Origin of the sequence: Synechococcus sp. CBW1107 (assembly GCF_015841355.1) — a bacterium.
Classification (GTDB): domain Bacteria; phylum Cyanobacteriota; class Cyanobacteriia; order PCC-6307; family Cyanobiaceae; genus Regnicoccus_A.
Map to the genome: position 1 here is coordinate 476,580 of NZ_CP064908.1, position 17,533 is coordinate 494,112.

The window sequence follows — 17,533 nt, forward strand, 5'->3', positions numbered from 1 at the left end:
GGCCATGCCGGGTCTGCTCTGGGAACGCCGCGCACAGATCGGCTGCTGCCTGCTGCTGCAGGGAAGCCTGCTGGCGACGGGCCTGCTGCTGGAGCACCTGCTCCAGCGCACCATCCCCACCCCCGGCGGAGCACGGATCGCCACAACGCGTGGATGACACGCTTCGATCCGGGCACCCTGCGCCCCGGGGTCGATGCGATCGGTGAGACGGCCTCTTTCCATTGCTGGAACAACTGGCGAAGCTGCTGGAGCAGCTGGAGGAGGCGGCCCTGCAAGGCATCAGCAACCGGATGAACCAGGTGATGAAGACGCTCACGATCGTGTCGACGATCCTTGCCCCGCTCACCTTCATCGCCGGCATCTAGGGCATGAATTTCGTCAACATGCCTGAGCTCAGGCTCAGCTATGGCTACTTCATGGTTCTGGTGCTGATGGGGCTGCTGGCACTGATGCAGTGTGTCTGGCTGTGGCGCCGAGGCTGGTTTCAGGACTGGACGATCACTGGACGCTGATCAGCCCAGCTCGTCCTGTCTTGTCTGGGCCGGGCTGGGTCTGAGTTGGATTGACAGATCAATGGCGCTGCCTGAGGCTGACGGCTCAGCTTGATTGCTCACCGCCGATGATTCCATCCGTTGAACAGTTCATCGAGCGCCTGAAAGCTGACGAAGATCTTCAGCACAAGGTCAAACGGGCCCTCAAAGCCGAGGAACTGGCGGTGGTGGCCGGCGATGCGGGATTCAGTTTCACGGCAGCGGAACTGGTGAAGGGTTTCGCCCAGCTGCTGCTGGACAGTGAGGATGCCAGGGCCGTTGCTCTCTTCGATGATCTGGGCTGGGACGCCGGCGAGCTGCTCTGGTCCCTCAAAAGCTGGGCAGGCTGAGTGCGTCAGGGTCGCTGATCCTGACGCCGGCGCTGCCGGCTCGCCCGGGAGCGGCAGGTGCTGGAGCAGTAACGGGCATCGCGGCGACGCGCGCTGAACACGTCACCGCAGGAGCGACAGAGCCGGACGGAGGCCGTACTGGGATCCTCAAGCAGCCGCTGGCTGATGCGTTCACCCAGCACCAGATCAAGGCCATAACCCTCCTGAAGCAGGCCTTCGGTGTCGGCGTAGCCAAGACGCTCGGCCAGTTCCGGCGCCTCGAGCAGGAAGCGCTGCAGCATCCGCACCAGCGGATACCCCTCAGTCCAGAACCAGCAGCGCCGCTGGCGCACCAGCTCAGCCCAGTGCTCCGGCGGTTGATCACCGAGCCGGTCATCAAAGGCGGGCATGTCACTCCAGCCAGGATTCATCCGCCTTGACCGTCCGCACACCCTGAGCCGAGCCTATGGGGTTGCGGCAATCACAACCCAGCCCTAACCCCTCATTAACGGAGAAGCTGTCCCACAGCCCCCAGAGTGGATTGGCAGGACATCCATTCCATGGGCACGGCTGTGACGTTGCTTCGTTTGCCTCGTGGGCTGTGGATCTGTCTTCTGGCCGCTCTGGCTTCGCTCCCGCCGCTCGGCCTGTCCGGCCCAGCCCTGGGGCAGAGCAGCAAGGGGGTGATCCGCATCAGCGGATCAAGCACGGTGTTCCCGATCACCTCCGAAGCCATCCGCCGCTTCCGCCAGAGCCCCCCCGGACGCGAGGTGCGCTTCGAGCTCAGGGAAACGGGCACCTCCGGAGGTTCCGCGCGTTCTGCTCCGGGGCAGTGGCGATCAGCAACGCCTCCAGGCCGATCAACAGCCAGGAACTGAAGGCCTGTGCAGCCAGGGGCATTCGCTTCATCGAACTGCCGATCGCCTTCGATGCCCTGACCGTGGCGGTCAACCCCCGCAACAGCTGGGCCAGGACGATCAGCACGGAGGAGTTGGGGCGTCTCTGGAACCGCGGGGCCCAGGGCCGCATCAAGCGCTGGAATCAGGGGAACAGCGCCTGGCCGGCGCGGCCGATCACGCTCTGCGGGCCCGACAAGGATTCAGGCACCTTCGACTATTTCAACAAAGCCGTGAACGGCAATGCCGCCAACTCCCGCAGTGATTACAGCAGCAGTGAAGATGACAACGTTCTGGTGAACTGTGTGGCCAGTGACCTGCAGTCGCTCGGATATTTCGGCTACAGCTACTACGCCGCCAATCGCAACCGCCTGAGGGCCCTGGCGGTGGAGGGGCCGAAGGGAGCTGTGCATCCTTCGCTCGAAGCCGTGCAGAAGGAGCGCTACCTCCCCTTCTCCCGTCCTCTGTTCCTGTACATCAACAATGCACAGCTGCTGGAGCGCCCTGAGCTGCAGCGGTTCGTCACGGCCTTCGTGCGCCAGGCCCCCCGGATCGTCGAGACAGCTGGCGCCATCCCCCTGCCTGAGAGCACCTACCGGCTGGTGGAAACCAAGCTCTACCGCCACGTGCTGGGCAGTTCCTTCTCCGGTGATCTGCCGGTGGGCCTCACGGTCAGCCAGGCCCTGGGCCGCAGCTTTCAGCAGCTGAAGCGGCCGCTGCCCCGCTGAGCCTCGGCCCGGGGCAGGACTCAGCCTGAGAATGGAGTCATTGCCAGCCGCGAGCATGGAACCACCCAGGGACCACGGTCTCGATCAGTCCGGCGCACCCCCGCAGCCGAACCCTGACGCCATCAGCAACGGGGTCCACGCTGCCCAGCTGATCCAGAAGCAGACCAGGCGGCTGGGCCGTCTGCAGCCCGAGGTGCTGGCCGATACCGATCCCGAGCCCCTGCATCAGCTGCGGGTGAGCCTGCGGCGGTTGCGCACCGCCCTGGTGCAGTTCCAGCCGGCCCTCACCCTGCCCGATGGCATCAGCGAGCGTCGCATCGCCCGGGTGGCCCGGCGCACCGGGCTCTGCCGTGATCTCGATGTGCTGCGCGAGCGCCTGGACACCAGATTGCTGCCTGCGCTGCCCGACTGTGAATCGAAGGCGCTGCGGCCCGCCATGAAGCAGCTGAGCCGCGATCGGCGCCGGGCGTTCGAAGGACTGACGGAAGCCCTGCGCGGCCACCGCTACCTGAAACTGCTGGAACGCCTGCATCGCTGGCAGGATCACCCCCAATTCACCACACTGGGAGCCTTGCCCCTGGAGCCCTGGCTGGGAGAGTGGTGTTCCCAGGCCGCGGCGGGGCTGTTTCTCGAACCGGGCTGGTTCAGCGACGACCCCGGCGATCCGGCACTGCATGGGCTGCGCAAGCGGATCAAGGGGGTGCGCTACGGCCTCGAGAACCTGGAGCCGTATCTCGATCCTGCTCTCAGCCGCTGGCTCACCGACCTCAGGAAGGCCCAGGACATCCTCGGGGATCTCCACGACCTGCAGGTGCTGGCGGAGGTGCTCGAGGACGTGCTCGGCTCCTCCCCCAGCCCATCCTTCCCCCAGCTCAACCACTGGATCGAGCGGCAGCGGAGCGAAGGCTGGCAACACTGGCTCGAGCTTGGAGGCCGGCTGAGCCAGGACAGCAGCCGCTGGTCGCTGCAGTCCCTGCTGGCGGCTGAGGGCATGAAAAAACCGGCTGGGGAAGCCGGTCAGGACAGGATCAACGGCTGAAGAATCGGAGCGGCGGGATTTGAACCCACGACCCCCACTACCCCAAAGTGGTGCGCTACCAAGCTGCGCTACGCCCCGGCGAAATGGAAGCTATCACAGCCCCCGCGGCAGCAACGACTCCCAGGCTCGCACCCGTTTCAGCCGCCTGAGAATCCGCCTGGTGAGCTGCTCCCGGCTCTGGCTGGCGTAGCCCCAGAGGCGCAGGCGGCGCGCCAGCTGCCGCAGCTGGGCCAGGTTCAGGGCCGCCAGGCGCAGTTCCGGCAGACGGCGCCAGGCACTGGCCGTGACCGGCAGGGGGTTGCCCTGGTGCACTCCGGGAATCGAGCGCATGGCGCCGCCGGCCATCCACTCCGGCACAAGCACGAACAGCACCGCCAGCAGGCCGTAGAGCTCGACCAGCCCCTTGGGCAGGGGGTGGAGTTGTCGCTTGCCCTCCGGGCCGTCGTCGGGGGATGCCAAGGGATTCAGAGCAGGGTGCCTTTCGGCTGGGCCGCCGGGGCGGCCGGGCTGCTGCGGCCGGGGGGGTCCTTCCAGAGCAGCGGGGTCTCCCGGGCCGGCTGGAGCCGGACACTCCAGAACACCAGGGCCGCCACCGCTCCGAGGGTGAGGGCCATCAGCAGCAGCACGGTTCGATCGGGGAGGGGGTTCATGCCATCAGACCTGATCCGTGCGCAGGCAGAGCATCCGCTGCGGCAGCCGCTCCAGGGTGAGTTCATCCCCGCGCAGGATCAGGCGCAGACGATCGGTGCCGTAGCGCAGGCCCGGCAGCGGAGAGTCTTCCCGGAAGAGGGTGGTGCGGGTGCGGCCGGCCAGCAGCGAGGCCTGGGCCTCGTTGCGCTCCACCACCACCTGGTTGATGCCGTTGCAGAGAAAGGTTTCACGCACCTCGTAGTTCTCCCACCAGGGCGAGGACATCGCCAGAGCGGTGCCACAGAGGGGAAGACCCAGCAGGGGAGCCCAGGCCAGAAGCCGAAGCCAGCGCGGCCCGCAGTGGTGCTTGGTCGATGACATCCCCATGCCCTGCCTGGTGTGAGTTTGCCCCAGCCTCATGGGGAACGCCAGGACCCGTGAGCCCTGGTGAGCCCCCGCTCACGGGGAGGGGGCCGGCAGTACCTGGCGGAATCCGCCTGCGCTGAACACCTGCAGGGGAGTGCCGAACAGATCGCTGAGGGGTCCATCGGCCAGCAGCTCAGGCACCGGACCATCGGCCACCAGGGCCCCCTGGCGCAGCAGCAGACAACGGCTGATCTCGGGGATGATCGCCTCGATCTGGTGCGTGACCAGCAGCAGGGTGGTGCCGGCCTGCGCCAGGCCGCGCAGGACCTGCAGCAGCTGGTGCTTGGCGCGCAGGTCAAGGCCGGTGGTGGGTTCATCCAGCACCAGCACCTGGGGATCGTGCACCAGAGCGCGGGCCAGCAACAGGCGCATGCGCTGGCCATCGGAGAGCTGGCGGTAGGGGCGATCGGCCAGATCCTCCAGCCTCAACCGGACCATCAGGTCCCTCACCCGCTGGCGCTGTTCCGGGGCGGGATGCTGGCTGGGGCCGATCCCCACCGAACCGAAGAAGCCCGAGAGCACCACATCACGGGCGGGAACCGCGCCGACATAGCCAGCCTGGAGGTCGCGGGACACCAGCCCGATCCGGGCCCGCAGATCCCAGAGGTTGACCGTTTCTTGGCCGAACAGGCGCAGGTGTGACCCCGGCTTGACCACGGGGTAGATCTCACGGCTGAGCAGCTTGATCAGGGCACTCTTGCCGGCCCCGTTCGGCCCCAGGATGACGCTGTTCTCCCCCCGGTGCAGGCGCAGGCTGAGGTTGTCGAACACCCGGCGGGTCCCCAGGTAGGCCTCCACGGCCTGCAGCTCGAGGTAAGGATCAGCCGCGGTCATGGGGTCCGGCGCAGGGCCTCCAGCGCCAGCTGAAGGGAGGGGGCGAGGGGCCGGGCCTGCTGCAGCTTCGGGCTCCAGACCTGGCCTGTGGCCAGCTCCTCAGGGTCAGCCAGGACCATGTCCTGACCCTCCAGCAACTGAAGCTTCTCCAGAGGCAGCGGCAGGCTGGAGCGGAAGAAATGGGCGATCCGTTGCGAGGTGCTGTGGCGGAACCAGAAGGGAAGGTCGCCGGAACACCAGTTGATTTCCTCCTGCAGCTCACGCCTGAGGGCCTGATCCGGGCTCTCCCCCGGGTCGAGGTGGCCGCCGAAGAGGCCCCAGGTCCCCGGGGAGACGATGCCGGGGATGTCATCACGCAGCTGCACCAACCAGCGGCCGTCGCGCTCCAGCATCGCCAGGGCCACCTCCAGCATCAGCAGAGCTCAGCCGGGGCCGCCATCAGGCGGGCCCATCAAGAACGAAGCGATACCGCACATCGCCCAGGCGCAGCCGCTCGATGGCCGTATTGATCTCGGCCATCGGCAGATGCTCCACCAGTGGTGCGATGCCGTGGCGGGCGCAGAACTCGACCATGCGGCGCAGGGAGGCGGGTGAGGACGTGGGACTGCCGGTGACGCTGCGACGGCCGGCGATCAGAGGGAACGCCGGGATCTGCAGAGGGTTGAGGGGCACCCCCAGCTGATGCAGCCGGCCCAGGGGAGCCAGGCTGGCGATCAGGGCAGACCAGTCGAGATCGTGGTTGCTGGTGTTGATGACCAGGTCGAAGCCACCTGGATGGGCAGCCAGCTCGGAGAGAGCCAGCACCCGATGGGCCCCGAGGCGGCGGGCCTCGTCCGCCTTGGCCAGGGAGGTGGTGACCGCAGTGACCTCACAGCCCCAGGCGCGGGCGAACTGAAGGGCCATGTGCCCCAGCCCGCCGATGCCGATCACCGCCACCCGCGCGGTGGGCGAGACCGCCTCATCGAAGAGCGGAGCGAAGACCGTGATGCCACCGCAGAAGAGGGGTCCGGCATCGGCGGCTGAAACACCGTCGGGGATGGCCACGATCCAGTCCTGATGGGCCATGACATGGCTGGCGAAGCCACCATGGCGACCCACCACCGAAGCCTCGAGCGAGGGACAGAGGTTGGCGTTTCCGCCGAGGCACCAGTCGCAGTGGCGGCAGCTGCCGGAGATCCAGCCCAGACCCTGGATCGATCCCAGCAGGCCGCTGTCCACGCCGGCCCCCACAGCCGCCACCCGCCCGACCACCTCGTGGCCGGGGACGAGCGGAAACGTGCTGATCCCCCAGGAGTTGTCGAGCATCGAGAGATCGCTGTGGCACAGCCCGCAGTGCAGCACTTCGAGCAGGACCTCATCCGGGCCGGGCTCCAGCAGGGTGGCCTGGGAGCGCTCGAGCCGGGCGCCTCTGGCCAGCGCTTGCCACACGGTGATCTGCACAGGATCTCAGCGGCTTAAGGTCAACGTAACCCAGGCCTCAGGGACGGCGCTCGAGCAGAAACAGGTAGGGGCGGGGGTCACCCTTGGCCTGCATCAGGCCGAGCACGGTGTCCTCGTCGACGCGGCGGAAGGCGTCATGCACCGGCAGATGGTCGTAGAGCATGGTGGCGCTGACCACGCCGCGCACCTCCATGCTCCGCAGGCGGGCCTGGGACTGCCGGGTGCGCAGCAGCAGCAGTGACCGGCGCAGCAGCGGGCCAGGCAGGGGGAACGCCTGGGGGGAGAGGCAGCGGGCCAGATTCAGCGCCCCCGGCAGCGGCCGGATCGGGAACGGATCGCCCGAGCCGATGCGCATCAGCAGCGGATGCACGGTCTCGGCATCGAGAAACTCCTTGCCGTACCAGCCACACAGCTCCAGCCAGCCCTCCAGCGGATGACCGGTGCGGATCTCGCTGCCCTGCCAGCGGCCCCAGAGCATGGCCGGATCCACCGGCGACAACGCATCGAAGACAGCCAGGGCCTCCTCGAGGCCGGAACGGCGTTCCCGCAGCAGGCGCTGAAGCGTGATGGCGCTGGAGATGGACAAGACCTGCGGGGTAGGGATTGATGACGGCAGAGGCGAAACAGCCGTCGTGGTGCCCCAGGCCCGATCAGCCTGGAGATCCATGCATGGACCGGCGATGGTGGCAGCCCTGGTGATCCTGGTGGCGATCGTGGCGGTTGGAGTCCTGCTCAATCCCAACCGGGAGGATTTCCGCTGGTTTCTGCAGCTGCGCCGCCCCCGCTGGCTGACTTTCGAGCGCTGGATCCCGGCGATCTGGCTGGCGATCTACATCTGCTTTTACGTGTCGGCCCTGCTGGCGTGGCAGGCCAGCACGAGCCTGGTGCTGATGGGCGGTTACCTGGGGCTGGTGCTGCTGGTGCAGAGCTACACCTGGTTGATCTGCCGCAGCCGGACCCTGCGCAACGGCACCCTGATCGGCCTGGCCGGCTGGGCCTGGGGCGTGGCTCTGGCGGTGGTGGTGGTGCCGTTGTCGCGTCCGGCGGCCCTGCTGCTGATCCCCTTCCTCCTCTGGAGCCCGGTGGGCAGCTTCGTGACCTGGCGGATGGAGGGCCTCAACCGCTGAGGGACTCAGCTGGGTGCTCGATCTTCTCCTCCACGGCCTCCCAGACCACCCGATAGGCCAGGCTCTGAGACTCACTCCAGGCCTGGACAGCCGGTTGATGCCAGGCCACCTGACGGGACAGATCGCCGAAATCCTCAGGCAACCGCTCCAGATCGAGCAGGCTCAGAGCTTCGGGCAGTTCCAGTGAATGAACAGGCATGGGGAACACCTCCTCCTCCTCGTGAAGCCAGCGGCTGGGCAGCCCGTGGCGGGCTCCCGACTCCAAGCTGCCACAGCAGGTCAGATCTCGCTCAGGTCCGCTTGATCAGCCGCAACACCAGCACCGCCAGCCCGGCGCCGATCGCCGCCCTGATGACGCTGTCCAGGAGCGGAGCGCCAAGCGAGGGGCCCAGGCCCGCCAGCACCAGGCCAGCGATGAGGGCACCGAGGATCCCGGCCACCAGATGCATGACCAGCCCACCCGCCAGCCATCCGGCGACCACACCCACGAGCAGGACCAGCAGAACGTTCATGGGCTGACGAAAGCAGTGAATGAAACACACTCCCCCATCAACGCGCCCGGCTCGGAAACGGCAACCGGAAGCTGCTTGGGGACTTCAGCGGTCAGATCACATGATGATCCCTGATCGGCCGGCCATCGTGGGTTGATTCGACATCAGGCCGAAGCGATGCAATACACCGAAGCGATGCAGCACAAGGTGAAGACCCATGGCGGTTGTTCCGGGGCACAGGGTCTTGACGCCCGACCCGGCCGATCGTGACCTCCGTGGAACCTGGAGGCTTCGCAGCCACCAAGACATTCTGGAGACCGCCATGCCAACCACCACAGGGATGAAGGGAGGGGGCTACTACGACGCCAACTCCCAGGCCCAACGCGCAGCGATGGAGCCCTTTCTGCCCTGGCTGGAGGCTTCGATCGAGCATGTACCAGTTCCATCCCAGGAGCAGGGTTGTTACCGCTTCCTTGACATCGGCAGCTCCGAAGGAGCCAACGCCGTGTATGCCATCAAACGCTTGATCAGGGCTCTGCGGAGGGTGTCTTCCCTGCCCATTCAGGTGGGATTCGATGATCTCCCCAGCAATGATTTCAACAGGCTGTTTCTTAATCTCTTCCCCCAGGGTCAGCTTGATCTCGCGGCTGAAGAGATCTATGCCTGTGCCGTGGCCGGTACGGCCTTTGGCCGTCTGGTGCCGGCCGGCTCGCTTCAGCTCGCCACCACGTTCAATGCCATCGGATTTCTGAACGAGAAGCCAAAGGCCGAACTTCCCAGGTTCATCCTGCCGATGGCACCAGGACCCCATGCTCCTCGGCCTGGTGTGCACGTGACGGATCAGGACCTGATTCCCTTCCGCACCCAGGCCGCCTCAGACCTCAAGGCCTTCTACGCCGCACGTGCGGCCGAATTGGTGAGCGGTGGGCAGTTGCTTGTGCAGGTCTTTGGTCGCCGTGGGGAACTTTCCACCAGCCATGGGATCTATGACGTGCTCAGTGATGCCCTGCTCGATGCCGTTGAGCAGGGACGACTCCCGCAGGTGGTCTACGAGCAGCTCCTCTTTCCGATCTACTTTCGCAGCCTTGAGGAGCTGTTGGCGCCTGTGCAGCCTGGGGCTGAGCATGGGGCCTGCTTCGAGGTGCTTCAAGCTGAGGTCCGGGAGGTTGAGGTTCCGTTCAACCAGCAACGGCAACTCGACGGCGACGTGAACGCGTGGGCCAGGCAATACACCGGCTTCATGCGGGCCTTCACTGAGGCCATCCTGGCCGCTGCTCTTCCCGAGACTCTGCCCCAGGCGGACATCCTCGAGTGGATCTACGAACGGATCCAGCAGCGCCTGATCGCAACTCCCGAGCGCTATCCCTTTCACTACATCTCCATCGGTGCCCTGTTGAAGCGACTCTGAGCGCGCGCTGGATCTTCAAGGACCATTTGACTGCATCACTTCGAGATTACGCTCACAGGTGGCTTTGTCGACGTAGATGAGAACTTCACTGTGCTCGGATCTCCTGCAGGGAAATGCCGGATCCTTGAGACCGAAGGTGCCGTTGGTCTGATGGGTACAGGTGCGAAACTGACGGATGTCGTCCGGCTGAAGTCGGGTGCAGGCGGCTGAGCTGGGCTGAAGCCAGTCGAACCCATAGGATCCGGCTGTGGGCCCCTTCACCCGAGACAGGCAGGGAGCAGCCATCACGGCCGTATCAACCATGGCCATGGCAAGGATGGCAGCACCAAGGGAGGCAACACCAAACGATTCAGCACCACCTCTGAATCGGACGTCTCGAGCCCTCATCACGACCCCCGATCAGGTCTTCACATCGGCCTGAGCCTAGGAGCCATGGCCCGGCTGACTGTGGTGTGCTGGAGTATCGCCCACAGACCGACGGCCCGGCTCGGTTCAGGGGGCTTGGATGGTCCCCTTGATTTTGTTGCAGGATTGAAGGTAGGCGGTGTCGAAATCCGGCGCAGTCAAGCTGAAATCCGGATTCAGCTCATGGCCCTGGCGAAAGCTGGTACATCCCAGCTCGCGCTGCCCTTTGAGAAAGAGTGTCTCGCCGCGATTGAAGTAGTACAGAGCATCGTCGGGGTTCAGCTCAATTGCTTTGTCGTAATCAGCCAGAGCTCCCTTGTAATCCTTCAGGGAGTTCCGTGTCACCCCACGATTGTTGTAGGCCGTTGCATTCTTGGGATCAAGCGCGATGGCTTTGCCGTAGTCCTCCAGCACGCTGGGATAGTTCACAGGGGTGACGGCCGCCTTCACGTCGGCAAGGCGAAGATAGGCTTCTGAATTGTCAGGCTCCAGCCGGATGGCTTGCTTGCAATCGGCCAGTGCTCCGCTCAACCGGGTCAGTTCAAGCTGGGCCTGGCAACGGTCGATCCAGGCGGTGGCCAGCTTCGGATTCCTCTCAATGGCCTGGCTGCAAGCCTCCACTGCACCCTGCCAATCCGAGACCTGGATCATGGCTCTGCATCGTGCCGCAGCATCGTCCATGGCCGCGGGGTTCCCCATGGCGAGGGCCGATCTGGATCCAAGGTCACTGGCGCGTGAGGCGGGTGGCGCCACTCCCCATGGCAGGAGCATGGAGAGCATGCCCGTGAGCACGGTGTGCAGGTGCCAGCGCATCCGAAGAGCCATGGTGGTGAATCGTTGGCTGAAGCCAGCGTAGACACTTTGACCCCAGAAAGATCACGGTGCTGTCCTTCCGTGATGCCAGAGGGAAAGCAATGGAGCCATAGAGAGGGAATGACTGTGCTGGCCTGGTTTTCTTGGCGGCAACGGTCAGAGCATGTGCAGAAATAGGTGCAGCTTCATGCCACACCCGCCAGCCAGATCTGGCCTTCGCTATGAGCAACAAACTCGCAGAAATTTGCTGGCCTAATTCAGCAGGGCACCGAGGCCAATCTGGTGGAGAATCCCCTGGCCAAAGAAAGCCTCGACCAACACCCCGATCACGAAACCAAGCATGGCGAGCCGCCCGTTCAGGAGCTCTGCACGACGGTGAAAGCCCCACCCGCTTTCGCTATCTGGGCTGGCACGGTACATCCTCGGTTCAACGACAGCGGGATCGAGCAGCCTGGAGCCTTCGGACTCCCACATGCCTCCCTCTGATTCTGCATAAGTCTTGACCTTGGCAAGTTCTGATGGAGCTGTCATGGCATTCACCCTGGCAAATGTGATGGGCTGTGGCGAAGGGAACTGAGGGGAGCATCCATGGCCTCACGATCCATGGCGTTCGACTGCAGATTTTGTGGATTTTTCATCAAACGCATCGAATTAATCTTGATCAGTCTTCCCTTCCTGACCACAATTCTAGTCGAATTAATCTCATGGAATCGAATAGCGATACGCCGAATCTGCCAGTGATGGATTACCGCCTGCTCGGATCAGGCATGGGTCAGCATTGACCCGGTTCTGGGTGGGGAAATCCGTATGGCCCATCCACCCTGCTCAATGGGTGAGCAGATGCCCGGTCTTGACCCAGATGGTGCAACCCGCCTCACTCCAGGGCCGGTGCGAGCTGGCGTGGGGATTGCGCAGCCAGCTGCCGGCGGGATAGTTGCCCTGCTCGTCCTGAAAGACTCCATCCAGCACAAAGATTTCTTCGCCGCCAGGGTGCCCATGGAGCTGGAAGCGCGTACCCGGCGCCCAGCGCACCAGGGCCACATGCTCGGAGCCGAAGGCGTGCAGCGGCAGCACCTGCAAGCCAGCCACCAGGCCAGGCAACCAGTCGCTGCTGCGGGTGTCGATCACCACGGTCTGCTGATCGAGCGGGTGCATCTGATGCAGTTTCACCAGAAGAGTGCAGCCCTGCTCACTGAAGGGCGCATGGGCGGAGCCGGCCGGGTTGCGCAGGTAGGTGCCTTCTGGGTAGTCCCCCTGCTCGTCGGAGAACGTGCCCTCCAGCACCAGGATCTCCTCGCCGCCCCCATGGCTGTGGCGCTCGAAGTGGCTGCCTGGCACGTAACGCACGATCGAGGTAGCGCGGGCCACTTCCCCGCCGCGGCGATCCAGCATCCGCCGCTCCACACCGGCCATCGGCGAGGGGCTCCAGGGCAGAACCGTGGTGTCGAGGACCACCCGCTGGGCGAGATCGGCGTGGAGTTCCATGACCTTGATTCTGCTGCTAGCCCACCGAGCGGGCCGCCCAGCCCAGCATCAGCAGGGCGAGGGCCAGCGAGCCGCCACCGTGGCTCCTGGTAGCGCCACCGGCATGAAGGGGCTCACGACTGAGTGAGACTGCAGTGTTCGCTCGATCCACCGGGTTCGCCGATGTCTCCAGCACCCTCCAGTGAGCTCGTCTTCACGCCTCCTGGAGACGGGTTCTGGGAGCTCGATCCCGTGCACTTCCCCCGCCCGGTGAGCCGCTACTGGCGGGAGATCCACCCGGCCGCGTTCCGACGCGGCACCGCCGACTTCGCTCGTGCCTACGGCCTGCTGTTCGAGGCCCTGGAGATGGCTTACATCCATGGCTTCGCCTACCGGCGGGTGACCCCCCTGGCCGACGCCGAGCTGCCGGAGCGCTTCCGGCGCGCCGAGGAGGTGTTCGCCCAGAAGTTCTGGCGGCAGCAGCTGCAGGAGTGGAACGACACCGTGAAGCCCGCGGCGATCGCGGCGCACCGGCAGATCCAGGCGGTGGAGCCGGATGCCCTCAGCGACGACGACCTGGCCGGTTACCTGCAGCGCTGCCGCGACCACCACGCCGCAATGCTGGCTCAGCACATGCGCTACACAGCGGCCGCCATCGTGTCCATCGGCGACTTCCTGGCCCACGCCGCAGCCTGGACCGGGCTGCCCGCGGCCGAGCTGCTGGGCCTGATGCGCGGCACCTCGCCGGTATCGGCCGGAGCGTCCCAGGAGCTGGCCGAGCTGATCGCCGCGCTGCAACAGGATCCTCCGGCCCGCGACATCCTCATGACCACGGACGATCCCGGCGCCGCCTTGTCGGCCCTGCGGACGCGCGCTGGACGCACGGGCCGGGCGATGGGCGCTTATCTCGATCTGGTGGGCTATCGCCTGCTCGATGGCTTCGACATCACCAACCCCTGTGCCCTGGAGTTGCCCGACGTGCTGCTGCGGGCCATCCGCGCCGCCCTGACGACCGACGCTGCCACGCCTGGCGGCAGCGATCGCAGCGCCGAAGTGCGTGCCTGGGTGCCTGAAGCCCAGCGAGACGCCTTCGATGAGCTGCTGGCCGAAGCCCGGCTCATGTACCCGATCCGTGATGAACGGGGCGTGTTCAGCGACATCTGGGCGTCGGGACTGATGCGCCGGGCCGCCCTGGCGGCCGGACGCCGCCTGGCGGAGCGGGGGCTGCTGCACGATCCGCTCCACATCGTCGATGCCGGCTTCACGGAGATGCTCGCCCTGCTGGGAGCCGCCACGCCCTCGGCTGATGGCGCTCCGTCGGCCGATGAGCTGGCGGAGCGCGCCGCCTACCGCGGAGCCCACGATGCGCACGAGGCTCCCCCCAGCCTGGGACCCACTCCCCCGCCCCCGCCGGATCCCTCCAGCCTGCCGCCCGCCGCCGCGCGGATGATGCAGGCCAGCGGCCTGGCGCTGCAGGCCCTGTTCGGGAGTTCCGAGGCCAAACACGAGCAGCAGATGCTGCGGGGCCTGGCCGCCAGTCCCGGGGTCTACGAGGGCCCGGTCCGGCGGGTCTCGCACCCCTCGGAGTTCGATCGCATCCAGAAGGGCGACGTGCTCGTGACCCAATCCACCACGGAGGCTTTCAACATCCTGCTGCCCCTGCTCGGCGGGATCGTCACCGACAGGGGCGGCCTGCTGTCCCACTCGGCGATCGTGGCGCGGGAGTACGGAATCCCTGGTGTGGTGGGAACCCGCGAAGCCAGCCGGCGCCTCATCGACGGCCAGCGGGTCCGGGTCGACGGCACGGCCGGCGAGGTCACAGTGCTGCCGTGAACGGGGTCGTCGCGCTCGAGCAGGCCAGCGACCTGGCGGCCTTCGGCGCCAAGGCCGTGAGCCTGGGCCAGGCCCTGCGCGATGGCCTGCCGGTGCCGCCGGGATTCGCCCTCTCCGGAACGTTCGTGGAGGCGGTGGCCGCCGCCGATGACGCCGCCATCGCCGAGCTGGTGCGGGAGGTGGCACCGTTGGCCGGTCCGCTGGCGGTGCGCTCTTCCGCCATCGATGAGGACGGAGCCGCCGCCAGTTTTGCCGGTCAGCACCAGACCCTCCTCAATGTGCCCTCCGTGGGCGAGCTGGCGGAGGCCCTGCGCGAGATCTGGTGGTCGGCGAATTCCGACGCCGCCATCACCTACCGCAAGAAGGTGGGGCTGTTCTCCCGCCCGAGCGTGGGGGTGGTGGTGCAGAAGCTGCTGGCCCCCGACACGGCCGGCGTGCTGTTCACGCGCAATCCCATCAACGGCGCCGATGTACGGGTGATCGAGGCGAGCTGGGGTCTGGGGGAAGCGGTGGTGGCCGGCCTGGTGATCCCCGACCACGTCTGCCTGAGCCGCCAGGGCCAGGTGCGCGAGCGCCAGGCGGGGTACAAGACGGTGGCGATCCGTCCCGTCGCCGGCGGCGGCACCGTGGAGGAGGAGCTTCCTGCCGAGCTGGTGGAGCGCTTCTGCCTCGACGAGCGTCAGCTGGAGGCCCTGAACCAGCTGGCCGGCCGCTGCGAGCAGGTGTTCGGGCCCGGACGCGATCTGGAGTGGGCTTTCGAGGGCGGCACGCTCCATCTGCTTCAGTGCCGGGCAATCACCACAGCCGGAGCCTGAATGCGCGGTGCCCCGATCGATGTGCTCGAGCGCGTCCCCCTGTTCCACGACCTCGACCGCGACGAGCTCGCGCAGATCGCCCTGCTGTTCAAGGAACGGGATTTCGAGGCCGGCGAAACGATCATCCAGGAGGGCTCGGGCGGCGCGGCCTTCTACGTGATCGAAGCGGGCGAGGCCAGCGTCACGATTCAGGGCAAACCCCATTCGATCCTGCGGCAGGGGGATTATTTCGGCGAGATCGCCCTGATCGACGAGGGTCCACGCATGGCGACCATCACCGCCGCCAGCCGCCTCGACTGCTGGGGGCTCACCTACTGGGACTTCAGGCCGCTCGTGGAGGCCAACGGCGTGATCGGCTGGAAGCTGCTGCAGCGGATGGCGATGATGCTGCGCGACGCCAGGGCCGGCGGCAGGTGAAGACCTTTGTCATGAGATGAAGACCCATTGCGCCCGGAGCGCTTTCCCTTGCATGGACAGGACATCCGTCCGATTGTGTGCACATCGGGATTCGGAGGTTCCAGGACATGGACGACACCCCCCCTGAGCAGCCACCAGGAGCGAACTGACGTTCGGACCCTGCTCCAACAATCTTCAGGGATCACTGGTTTCCCTGGCGTTCGATATCGACGCCGTCCATTGCACCGTCTCAGGTGCCCCGGATCCATCGGGAGGCCCCGCTAGAGCCATGGCCCCAGGTGCCATCGCCAGGCAGCTCCGCCACACAATTGAAGACACAGAACGGACGCAACGTCCGCTTGAGCAGCTGCGATCCTTCATCGGCAACACAGCTGACCAGACAAAGCCCGGGGCCGACGCTCCGGGCTTTGTTGTGGGCACGACAGAAGCCAAGGCGCACCAAAGTCAGCGAACAAGGAACGACACCGCCAACCAATGCGTTCTCAGAATACCCGTCCCAAATGCTCGAGATAGGGGAAAAGCCCCAGTCCTGATTCAAGGCCTACAAAAGTACAGCGGCGGTCTGTACTCCTACCCCCCGATGGAGGAGTGGATTCGAGCCAGCCATCCTCTGCGGCGAATCCCTAAGCGACCAGATCAGGCTATCGGTAGCCTTCATTCCATCGTCTGCCACCTCGATGCCTTCCAGGGCCGACCATCAGTAAGGGAAGGGGCTTACATCAAACTTTTTTTGGTCTGACTTCCGGATTATTGGTACCTGATTTCCTGTTAACATCTGTGACTTGAGGAGCAGATAAAATCTCGACTGCATTCCATCAATAAGGCCTGAAAACACCATTCTTCTATATCCATGATCATCGAGCTGCTCATTCCTGTCATTGCAGCCGAAATAATTTGCGGTCGCTCCATTGCTGGCGAACTCAACTTAGGCCCGTAGGTGGTTCTTCAGGCAGCGACCTATGCTGAGGATCAGATTCTGACAGGGAAGACCTTTCTGCAAGGCGGAGGCGGCGGAAGCCGCCTGGAGCGAAGCCGCACCCGAGGCGATCAGCTCAGTTGTCGATGAACACCGAATGAGCCGTGCGCACGACCCGGGAATCGGGTTCACCGACGACATCGTGGTCCTTGTGCTCATAGTCCAGTGAGTGGAGGACACTGCGGATGGCACCGAGACGGGCCCGCCTCTTCTCGTTCGAGTTGACGATGGTCCATGGCGCCACGAGGGTGTCGGTGGCGAGCAGCATCTCGTTGCGAGCTTTGGTGTACTCGTCGTACTTCGCCGTGCTGGCCTCGTCGATGGACGAGATCTTCCACTGCTTGAGCGGATCCTCACGCCGATCGGCGAAACGCAGCTTCTGCCTGGCCTGCGACACGGTGAACCACATCTTGAAGACCAGGATCCCACTGCTGACGAGTGACTGTTCAAAGGCGGGAACCTGGCGGAGAAACAGGGCGTGCTCCTGGGGAGTGCAGAAGCCCATCACCTTCTCGACGCCGGCCCGGTTGTACCACGACCTGTCGAACATCGTGATTTCGCCGGCCGATGGCAGGTGAGGGACGTAGCGCTGGAAGTACCACTGGGTCGCTTCGGCATCGTTGGGCTTCGGCAGCGCGACATGCTCACTACCGCGAGGATTCAGGTGTTGGCGGAAGCGCTTGATCGCTCCACCCTTGCCCGCCGCATCGCGACCTTCGAACAGGATGACCACGCGCTGTCCGACAGCCTTGATGTGACGTTGCGCCTTGAGCAGTTCGATCTGGAGCGTTTCCAGGTCTCGTTTGTAGTCCTTCTTGTCGATCGGTTCGTCGTAGGGAAGATCGTTCTGCATCTCCTCGATCGACTCGATGGGTGATGGGCGTTGCTTCTTACTCATGAGAGTGGCGATCGTCAAGCTGCTCCCACACCGG

Annotated in this window: 24 protein-coding genes, 1 tRNA gene and 1 pseudogene; 10 read left to right on the top strand and 16 right to left on the bottom strand. The window is 65.3% G+C overall.

Going from position 1 to position 17,533, the window contains the following annotated elements:
* Positions 1-4: 4 nt before the first annotated feature.
* From I1E95_RS02465 to I1E95_RS02480, 3 genes and pseudogenes are all read left to right on the top strand, one after another.
* Entirely contained in the window at positions 5-157 is a 153-nt protein-coding gene (locus I1E95_RS02465; RefSeq protein ID WP_197165151.1) for a hypothetical protein, read from the top strand.
* Positions 158-221: 64 nt separating this feature from the next.
* Positions 222-512, top strand: a pseudogene (locus I1E95_RS16735) (CorA family divalent cation transporter).
* 107 nt (positions 513-619) lie between these two features.
* Positions 620-880 carry a Nif11-like leader peptide family natural product precursor gene (locus tag I1E95_RS02480; protein ID WP_197165155.1) on the top strand — a complete coding sequence of 87 codons (261 nt, stop codon included), beginning with the start codon at positions 620-622 and terminating at the stop codon, positions 878-880.
* 5 nt (positions 881-885) lie between these two features.
* On the opposite strand, the gene I1E95_RS02485 is transcribed toward I1E95_RS02480, so the two are convergent.
* The gene (locus tag I1E95_RS02485; RefSeq protein ID WP_231594805.1) at positions 886-1,290 is read right to left on the bottom strand and encodes a hypothetical protein; all 405 of its coding nucleotides are present in this window, start codon (positions 1,288-1,290) and stop codon (positions 886-888) included.
* Between the two features lie 401 nt (positions 1,291-1,691).
* Here I1E95_RS02485 and I1E95_RS02490 point away from each other — a divergent pair, with 401 nt between their 5' ends.
* The gene (locus I1E95_RS02490; protein ID WP_231594806.1) at positions 1,692-2,483 is read left to right on the top strand and encodes a substrate-binding domain-containing protein; all 792 of its coding nucleotides are present in this window, start codon (positions 1,692-1,694) and stop codon (positions 2,481-2,483) included.
* Between the two features lie 55 nt (positions 2,484-2,538).
* A complete protein-coding gene (locus tag I1E95_RS02495) occupies positions 2,539-3,522 on the top strand; it encodes a CHAD domain-containing protein (RefSeq protein WP_197165159.1) in 984 nt (327 codons plus the stop codon).
* Between the two features lie 4 nt (positions 3,523-3,526).
* On the opposite strand, the gene I1E95_RS02500 is transcribed toward I1E95_RS02495, so the two are convergent.
* From I1E95_RS02500 to I1E95_RS02535, 8 genes are all read right to left on the bottom strand, one after another.
* Positions 3,527-3,600 (bottom strand) — tRNA-Pro (locus tag I1E95_RS02500).
* A 15-nt stretch (positions 3,601-3,615) separates the two neighbouring features.
* Positions 3,616-3,981, bottom strand: coding sequence for a hypothetical protein (locus I1E95_RS02505; RefSeq protein WP_197165161.1), 366 nt, complete (start codon positions 3,979-3,981; stop codon positions 3,616-3,618).
* 5 nt (positions 3,982-3,986) lie between these two features.
* On the bottom strand, positions 3,987-4,172 hold the full coding sequence (locus I1E95_RS02510) for a hypothetical protein (RefSeq protein WP_197165163.1): 186 nt from the start codon (positions 4,170-4,172) through the stop codon (positions 3,987-3,989).
* A 4-nt stretch (positions 4,173-4,176) separates the two neighbouring features.
* On the bottom strand, positions 4,177-4,533 hold the full coding sequence (locus I1E95_RS02515; protein ID WP_197165165.1) for a hypothetical protein: 357 nt from the start codon (positions 4,531-4,533) through the stop codon (positions 4,177-4,179).
* Between the two features lie 78 nt (positions 4,534-4,611).
* Positions 4,612-5,412, bottom strand: a complete 801-nt coding sequence (locus tag I1E95_RS02520) for an ABC transporter ATP-binding protein (protein WP_197165175.1) — start codon at positions 5,410-5,412, stop codon at positions 4,612-4,614.
* Positions 5,409-5,825, bottom strand: a complete 417-nt coding sequence (locus tag I1E95_RS02525) for an NUDIX hydrolase (protein WP_197165177.1) — start codon at positions 5,823-5,825, stop codon at positions 5,409-5,411. Before I1E95_RS02525 ends, I1E95_RS02520 begins: the two co-directional genes overlap by 4 nt.
* 25 nt (positions 5,826-5,850) lie before the next feature.
* Complete coding sequence (locus tag I1E95_RS02530) at positions 5,851-6,852, bottom strand: NAD(P)-dependent alcohol dehydrogenase (protein WP_197165179.1); 1,002 nt, start codon at positions 6,850-6,852, stop codon at positions 5,851-5,853.
* Between the two features lie 37 nt (positions 6,853-6,889).
* On the bottom strand, positions 6,890-7,438 hold the full coding sequence (locus I1E95_RS02535; protein ID WP_231594807.1) for a DUF4334 domain-containing protein: 549 nt from the start codon (positions 7,436-7,438) through the stop codon (positions 6,890-6,892).
* Between I1E95_RS02535 and I1E95_RS02540 the strand changes: the two genes are divergently transcribed.
* Positions 7,419-7,979, top strand: a complete 561-nt coding sequence (locus I1E95_RS02540) for a TspO/MBR family protein (protein ID WP_231594808.1) — start codon at positions 7,419-7,421, stop codon at positions 7,977-7,979. The two genes, I1E95_RS02535 and I1E95_RS02540, sit on opposite strands and share 20 nt — an antisense overlap.
* On the opposite strand, the gene I1E95_RS02545 is transcribed toward I1E95_RS02540, so the two are convergent.
* Complete coding sequence (locus tag I1E95_RS02545; protein WP_231594809.1) at positions 7,969-8,244, bottom strand: hypothetical protein; 276 nt, start codon at positions 8,242-8,244, stop codon at positions 7,969-7,971. The genes I1E95_RS02540 and I1E95_RS02545 overlap by 11 nt on opposite strands.
* Positions 8,245-8,269: 25 nt before the next feature.
* Entirely contained in the window at positions 8,270-8,491 is a 222-nt protein-coding gene (locus I1E95_RS02550; RefSeq protein WP_197165190.1) for a GlsB/YeaQ/YmgE family stress response membrane protein, read from the bottom strand.
* Positions 8,492-8,792: 301 nt separating this feature from the next.
* Here I1E95_RS02550 and I1E95_RS02555 point away from each other — a divergent pair, with 301 nt between their 5' ends.
* Positions 8,793-9,878 carry a class I SAM-dependent methyltransferase gene (locus I1E95_RS02555; RefSeq protein ID WP_231594810.1) on the top strand — a complete coding sequence of 362 codons (1,086 nt, stop codon included), beginning with the start codon at positions 8,793-8,795 and terminating at the stop codon, positions 9,876-9,878.
* 15 nt (positions 9,879-9,893) lie between these two features.
* Here I1E95_RS02555 and I1E95_RS02560 read toward each other — a convergent pair whose 3' ends face one another.
* The 4 genes from I1E95_RS02560 to I1E95_RS02575 form a co-directional block, all read right to left on the bottom strand.
* Entirely contained in the window at positions 9,894-10,265 is a 372-nt protein-coding gene (locus tag I1E95_RS02560) for a hypothetical protein (RefSeq protein WP_231594811.1), read from the bottom strand.
* A gap of 105 nt (positions 10,266-10,370) precedes the next feature.
* Complete coding sequence (locus tag I1E95_RS02565; RefSeq protein ID WP_197165194.1) at positions 10,371-10,934, bottom strand: tetratricopeptide repeat protein; 564 nt, start codon at positions 10,932-10,934, stop codon at positions 10,371-10,373.
* Between the two features lie 414 nt (positions 10,935-11,348).
* A complete protein-coding gene (locus tag I1E95_RS02570) occupies positions 11,349-11,516 on the bottom strand; it encodes a chlorophyll a/b-binding protein (protein WP_231595024.1) in 168 nt (55 codons plus the stop codon).
* Positions 11,517-11,921: 405 nt separating this feature from the next.
* Positions 11,922-12,581 carry a cupin domain-containing protein gene (locus I1E95_RS02575; protein ID WP_197165196.1) on the bottom strand — a complete coding sequence of 220 codons (660 nt, stop codon included), beginning with the start codon at positions 12,579-12,581 and terminating at the stop codon, positions 11,922-11,924.
* Positions 12,582-12,743: 162 nt separating this feature from the next.
* Between I1E95_RS02575 and I1E95_RS02580 the strand changes: the two genes are divergently transcribed.
* Genes I1E95_RS02580 through I1E95_RS02590 form a run of 3 tightly spaced genes read left to right on the top strand, consistent with a single transcriptional unit; the run spans position 12,744 to position 15,625 of the window.
* A complete protein-coding gene (locus tag I1E95_RS02580) occupies positions 12,744-14,393 on the top strand; it encodes a PEP-utilizing enzyme (RefSeq protein WP_197165198.1) in 1,650 nt (549 codons plus the stop codon).
* Positions 14,390-15,208 carry a PEP/pyruvate-binding domain-containing protein gene (locus I1E95_RS02585; RefSeq protein WP_197165200.1) on the top strand — a complete coding sequence of 273 codons (819 nt, stop codon included), beginning with the start codon at positions 14,390-14,392 and terminating at the stop codon, positions 15,206-15,208. The genes I1E95_RS02580 and I1E95_RS02585 overlap by 4 nt, the downstream gene beginning before the upstream one ends.
* The gene (locus tag I1E95_RS02590) at positions 15,209-15,625 is read left to right on the top strand and encodes a cyclic nucleotide-binding domain-containing protein (RefSeq protein WP_197165202.1); all 417 of its coding nucleotides are present in this window, start codon (positions 15,209-15,211) and stop codon (positions 15,623-15,625) included.
* Positions 15,626-16,677: 1,052 nt separating this feature from the next.
* On the opposite strand, the gene ppk2 is transcribed toward I1E95_RS02590, so the two are convergent.
* Positions 16,678-17,517 carry a polyphosphate kinase 2 gene (ppk2, locus tag I1E95_RS02595; protein WP_231594812.1) on the bottom strand — a complete coding sequence of 280 codons (840 nt, stop codon included), beginning with the start codon at positions 17,515-17,517 and terminating at the stop codon, positions 16,678-16,680.
* Between the last annotated feature and the right edge of the window lie 16 nt (positions 17,518-17,533).

Bases quoted from the DNA above. Each gene is read 5' to 3' on its own strand.
- I1E95_RS02465 (WP_197165151.1), top strand. From the start codon at position 5: ATGCCGGGTCTGCTCTGGGAACGCCGCGCACAGATCGGCTGCTGCCTG.
- I1E95_RS02480 (WP_197165155.1), top strand. From the start codon at position 620: ATGATTCCATCCGTTGAACAGTTCATCGAGCGCCTGAAAGCTGACGAA.
- I1E95_RS02485 (WP_231594805.1), bottom strand. From the start codon at position 1,290: ATGAATCCTGGCTGGAGTGACATGCCCGCCTTTGATGACCGGCTCGGT.
- I1E95_RS02495 (WP_197165159.1), top strand. From the start codon at position 2,539: ATGGAACCACCCAGGGACCACGGTCTCGATCAGTCCGGCGCACCCCCG.
- I1E95_RS02510 (WP_197165163.1), bottom strand. From the start codon at position 4,172: ATGAACCCCCTCCCCGATCGAACCGTGCTGCTGCTGATGGCCCTCACC.
- I1E95_RS02515 (WP_197165165.1), bottom strand. From the start codon at position 4,533: ATGTCATCGACCAAGCACCACTGCGGGCCGCGCTGGCTTCGGCTTCTG.
- I1E95_RS02520 (WP_197165175.1), bottom strand. From the start codon at position 5,412: ATGACCGCGGCTGATCCTTACCTCGAGCTGCAGGCCGTGGAGGCCTAC.
- I1E95_RS02525 (WP_197165177.1), bottom strand. From the start codon at position 5,825: ATGCTGGAGGTGGCCCTGGCGATGCTGGAGCGCGACGGCCGCTGGTTG.
- I1E95_RS02540 (WP_231594808.1), top strand. From the start codon at position 7,419: ATGGCGCTGGAGATGGACAAGACCTGCGGGGTAGGGATTGATGACGGC.
- I1E95_RS02550 (WP_197165190.1), bottom strand. From the start codon at position 8,491: ATGAACGTTCTGCTGGTCCTGCTCGTGGGTGTGGTCGCCGGATGGCTG.
- I1E95_RS02555 (WP_231594810.1), top strand. From the start codon at position 8,793: ATGCCAACCACCACAGGGATGAAGGGAGGGGGCTACTACGACGCCAAC.
- I1E95_RS02560 (WP_231594811.1), bottom strand. From the start codon at position 10,265: ATGAGGGCTCGAGACGTCCGATTCAGAGGTGGTGCTGAATCGTTTGGT.
- I1E95_RS02565 (WP_197165194.1), bottom strand. From the start codon at position 10,934: ATGATCCAGGTCTCGGATTGGCAGGGTGCAGTGGAGGCTTGCAGCCAG.
- I1E95_RS02570 (WP_231595024.1), bottom strand. From the start codon at position 11,516: ATGTACCGTGCCAGCCCAGATAGCGAAAGCGGGTGGGGCTTTCACCGT.
- I1E95_RS02575 (WP_197165196.1), bottom strand. From the start codon at position 12,581: ATGGAACTCCACGCCGATCTCGCCCAGCGGGTGGTCCTCGACACCACG.
- I1E95_RS02580 (WP_197165198.1), top strand. From the start codon at position 12,744: ATGTCTCCAGCACCCTCCAGTGAGCTCGTCTTCACGCCTCCTGGAGAC.
- I1E95_RS02590 (WP_197165202.1), top strand. From the start codon at position 15,209: ATGCGCGGTGCCCCGATCGATGTGCTCGAGCGCGTCCCCCTGTTCCAC.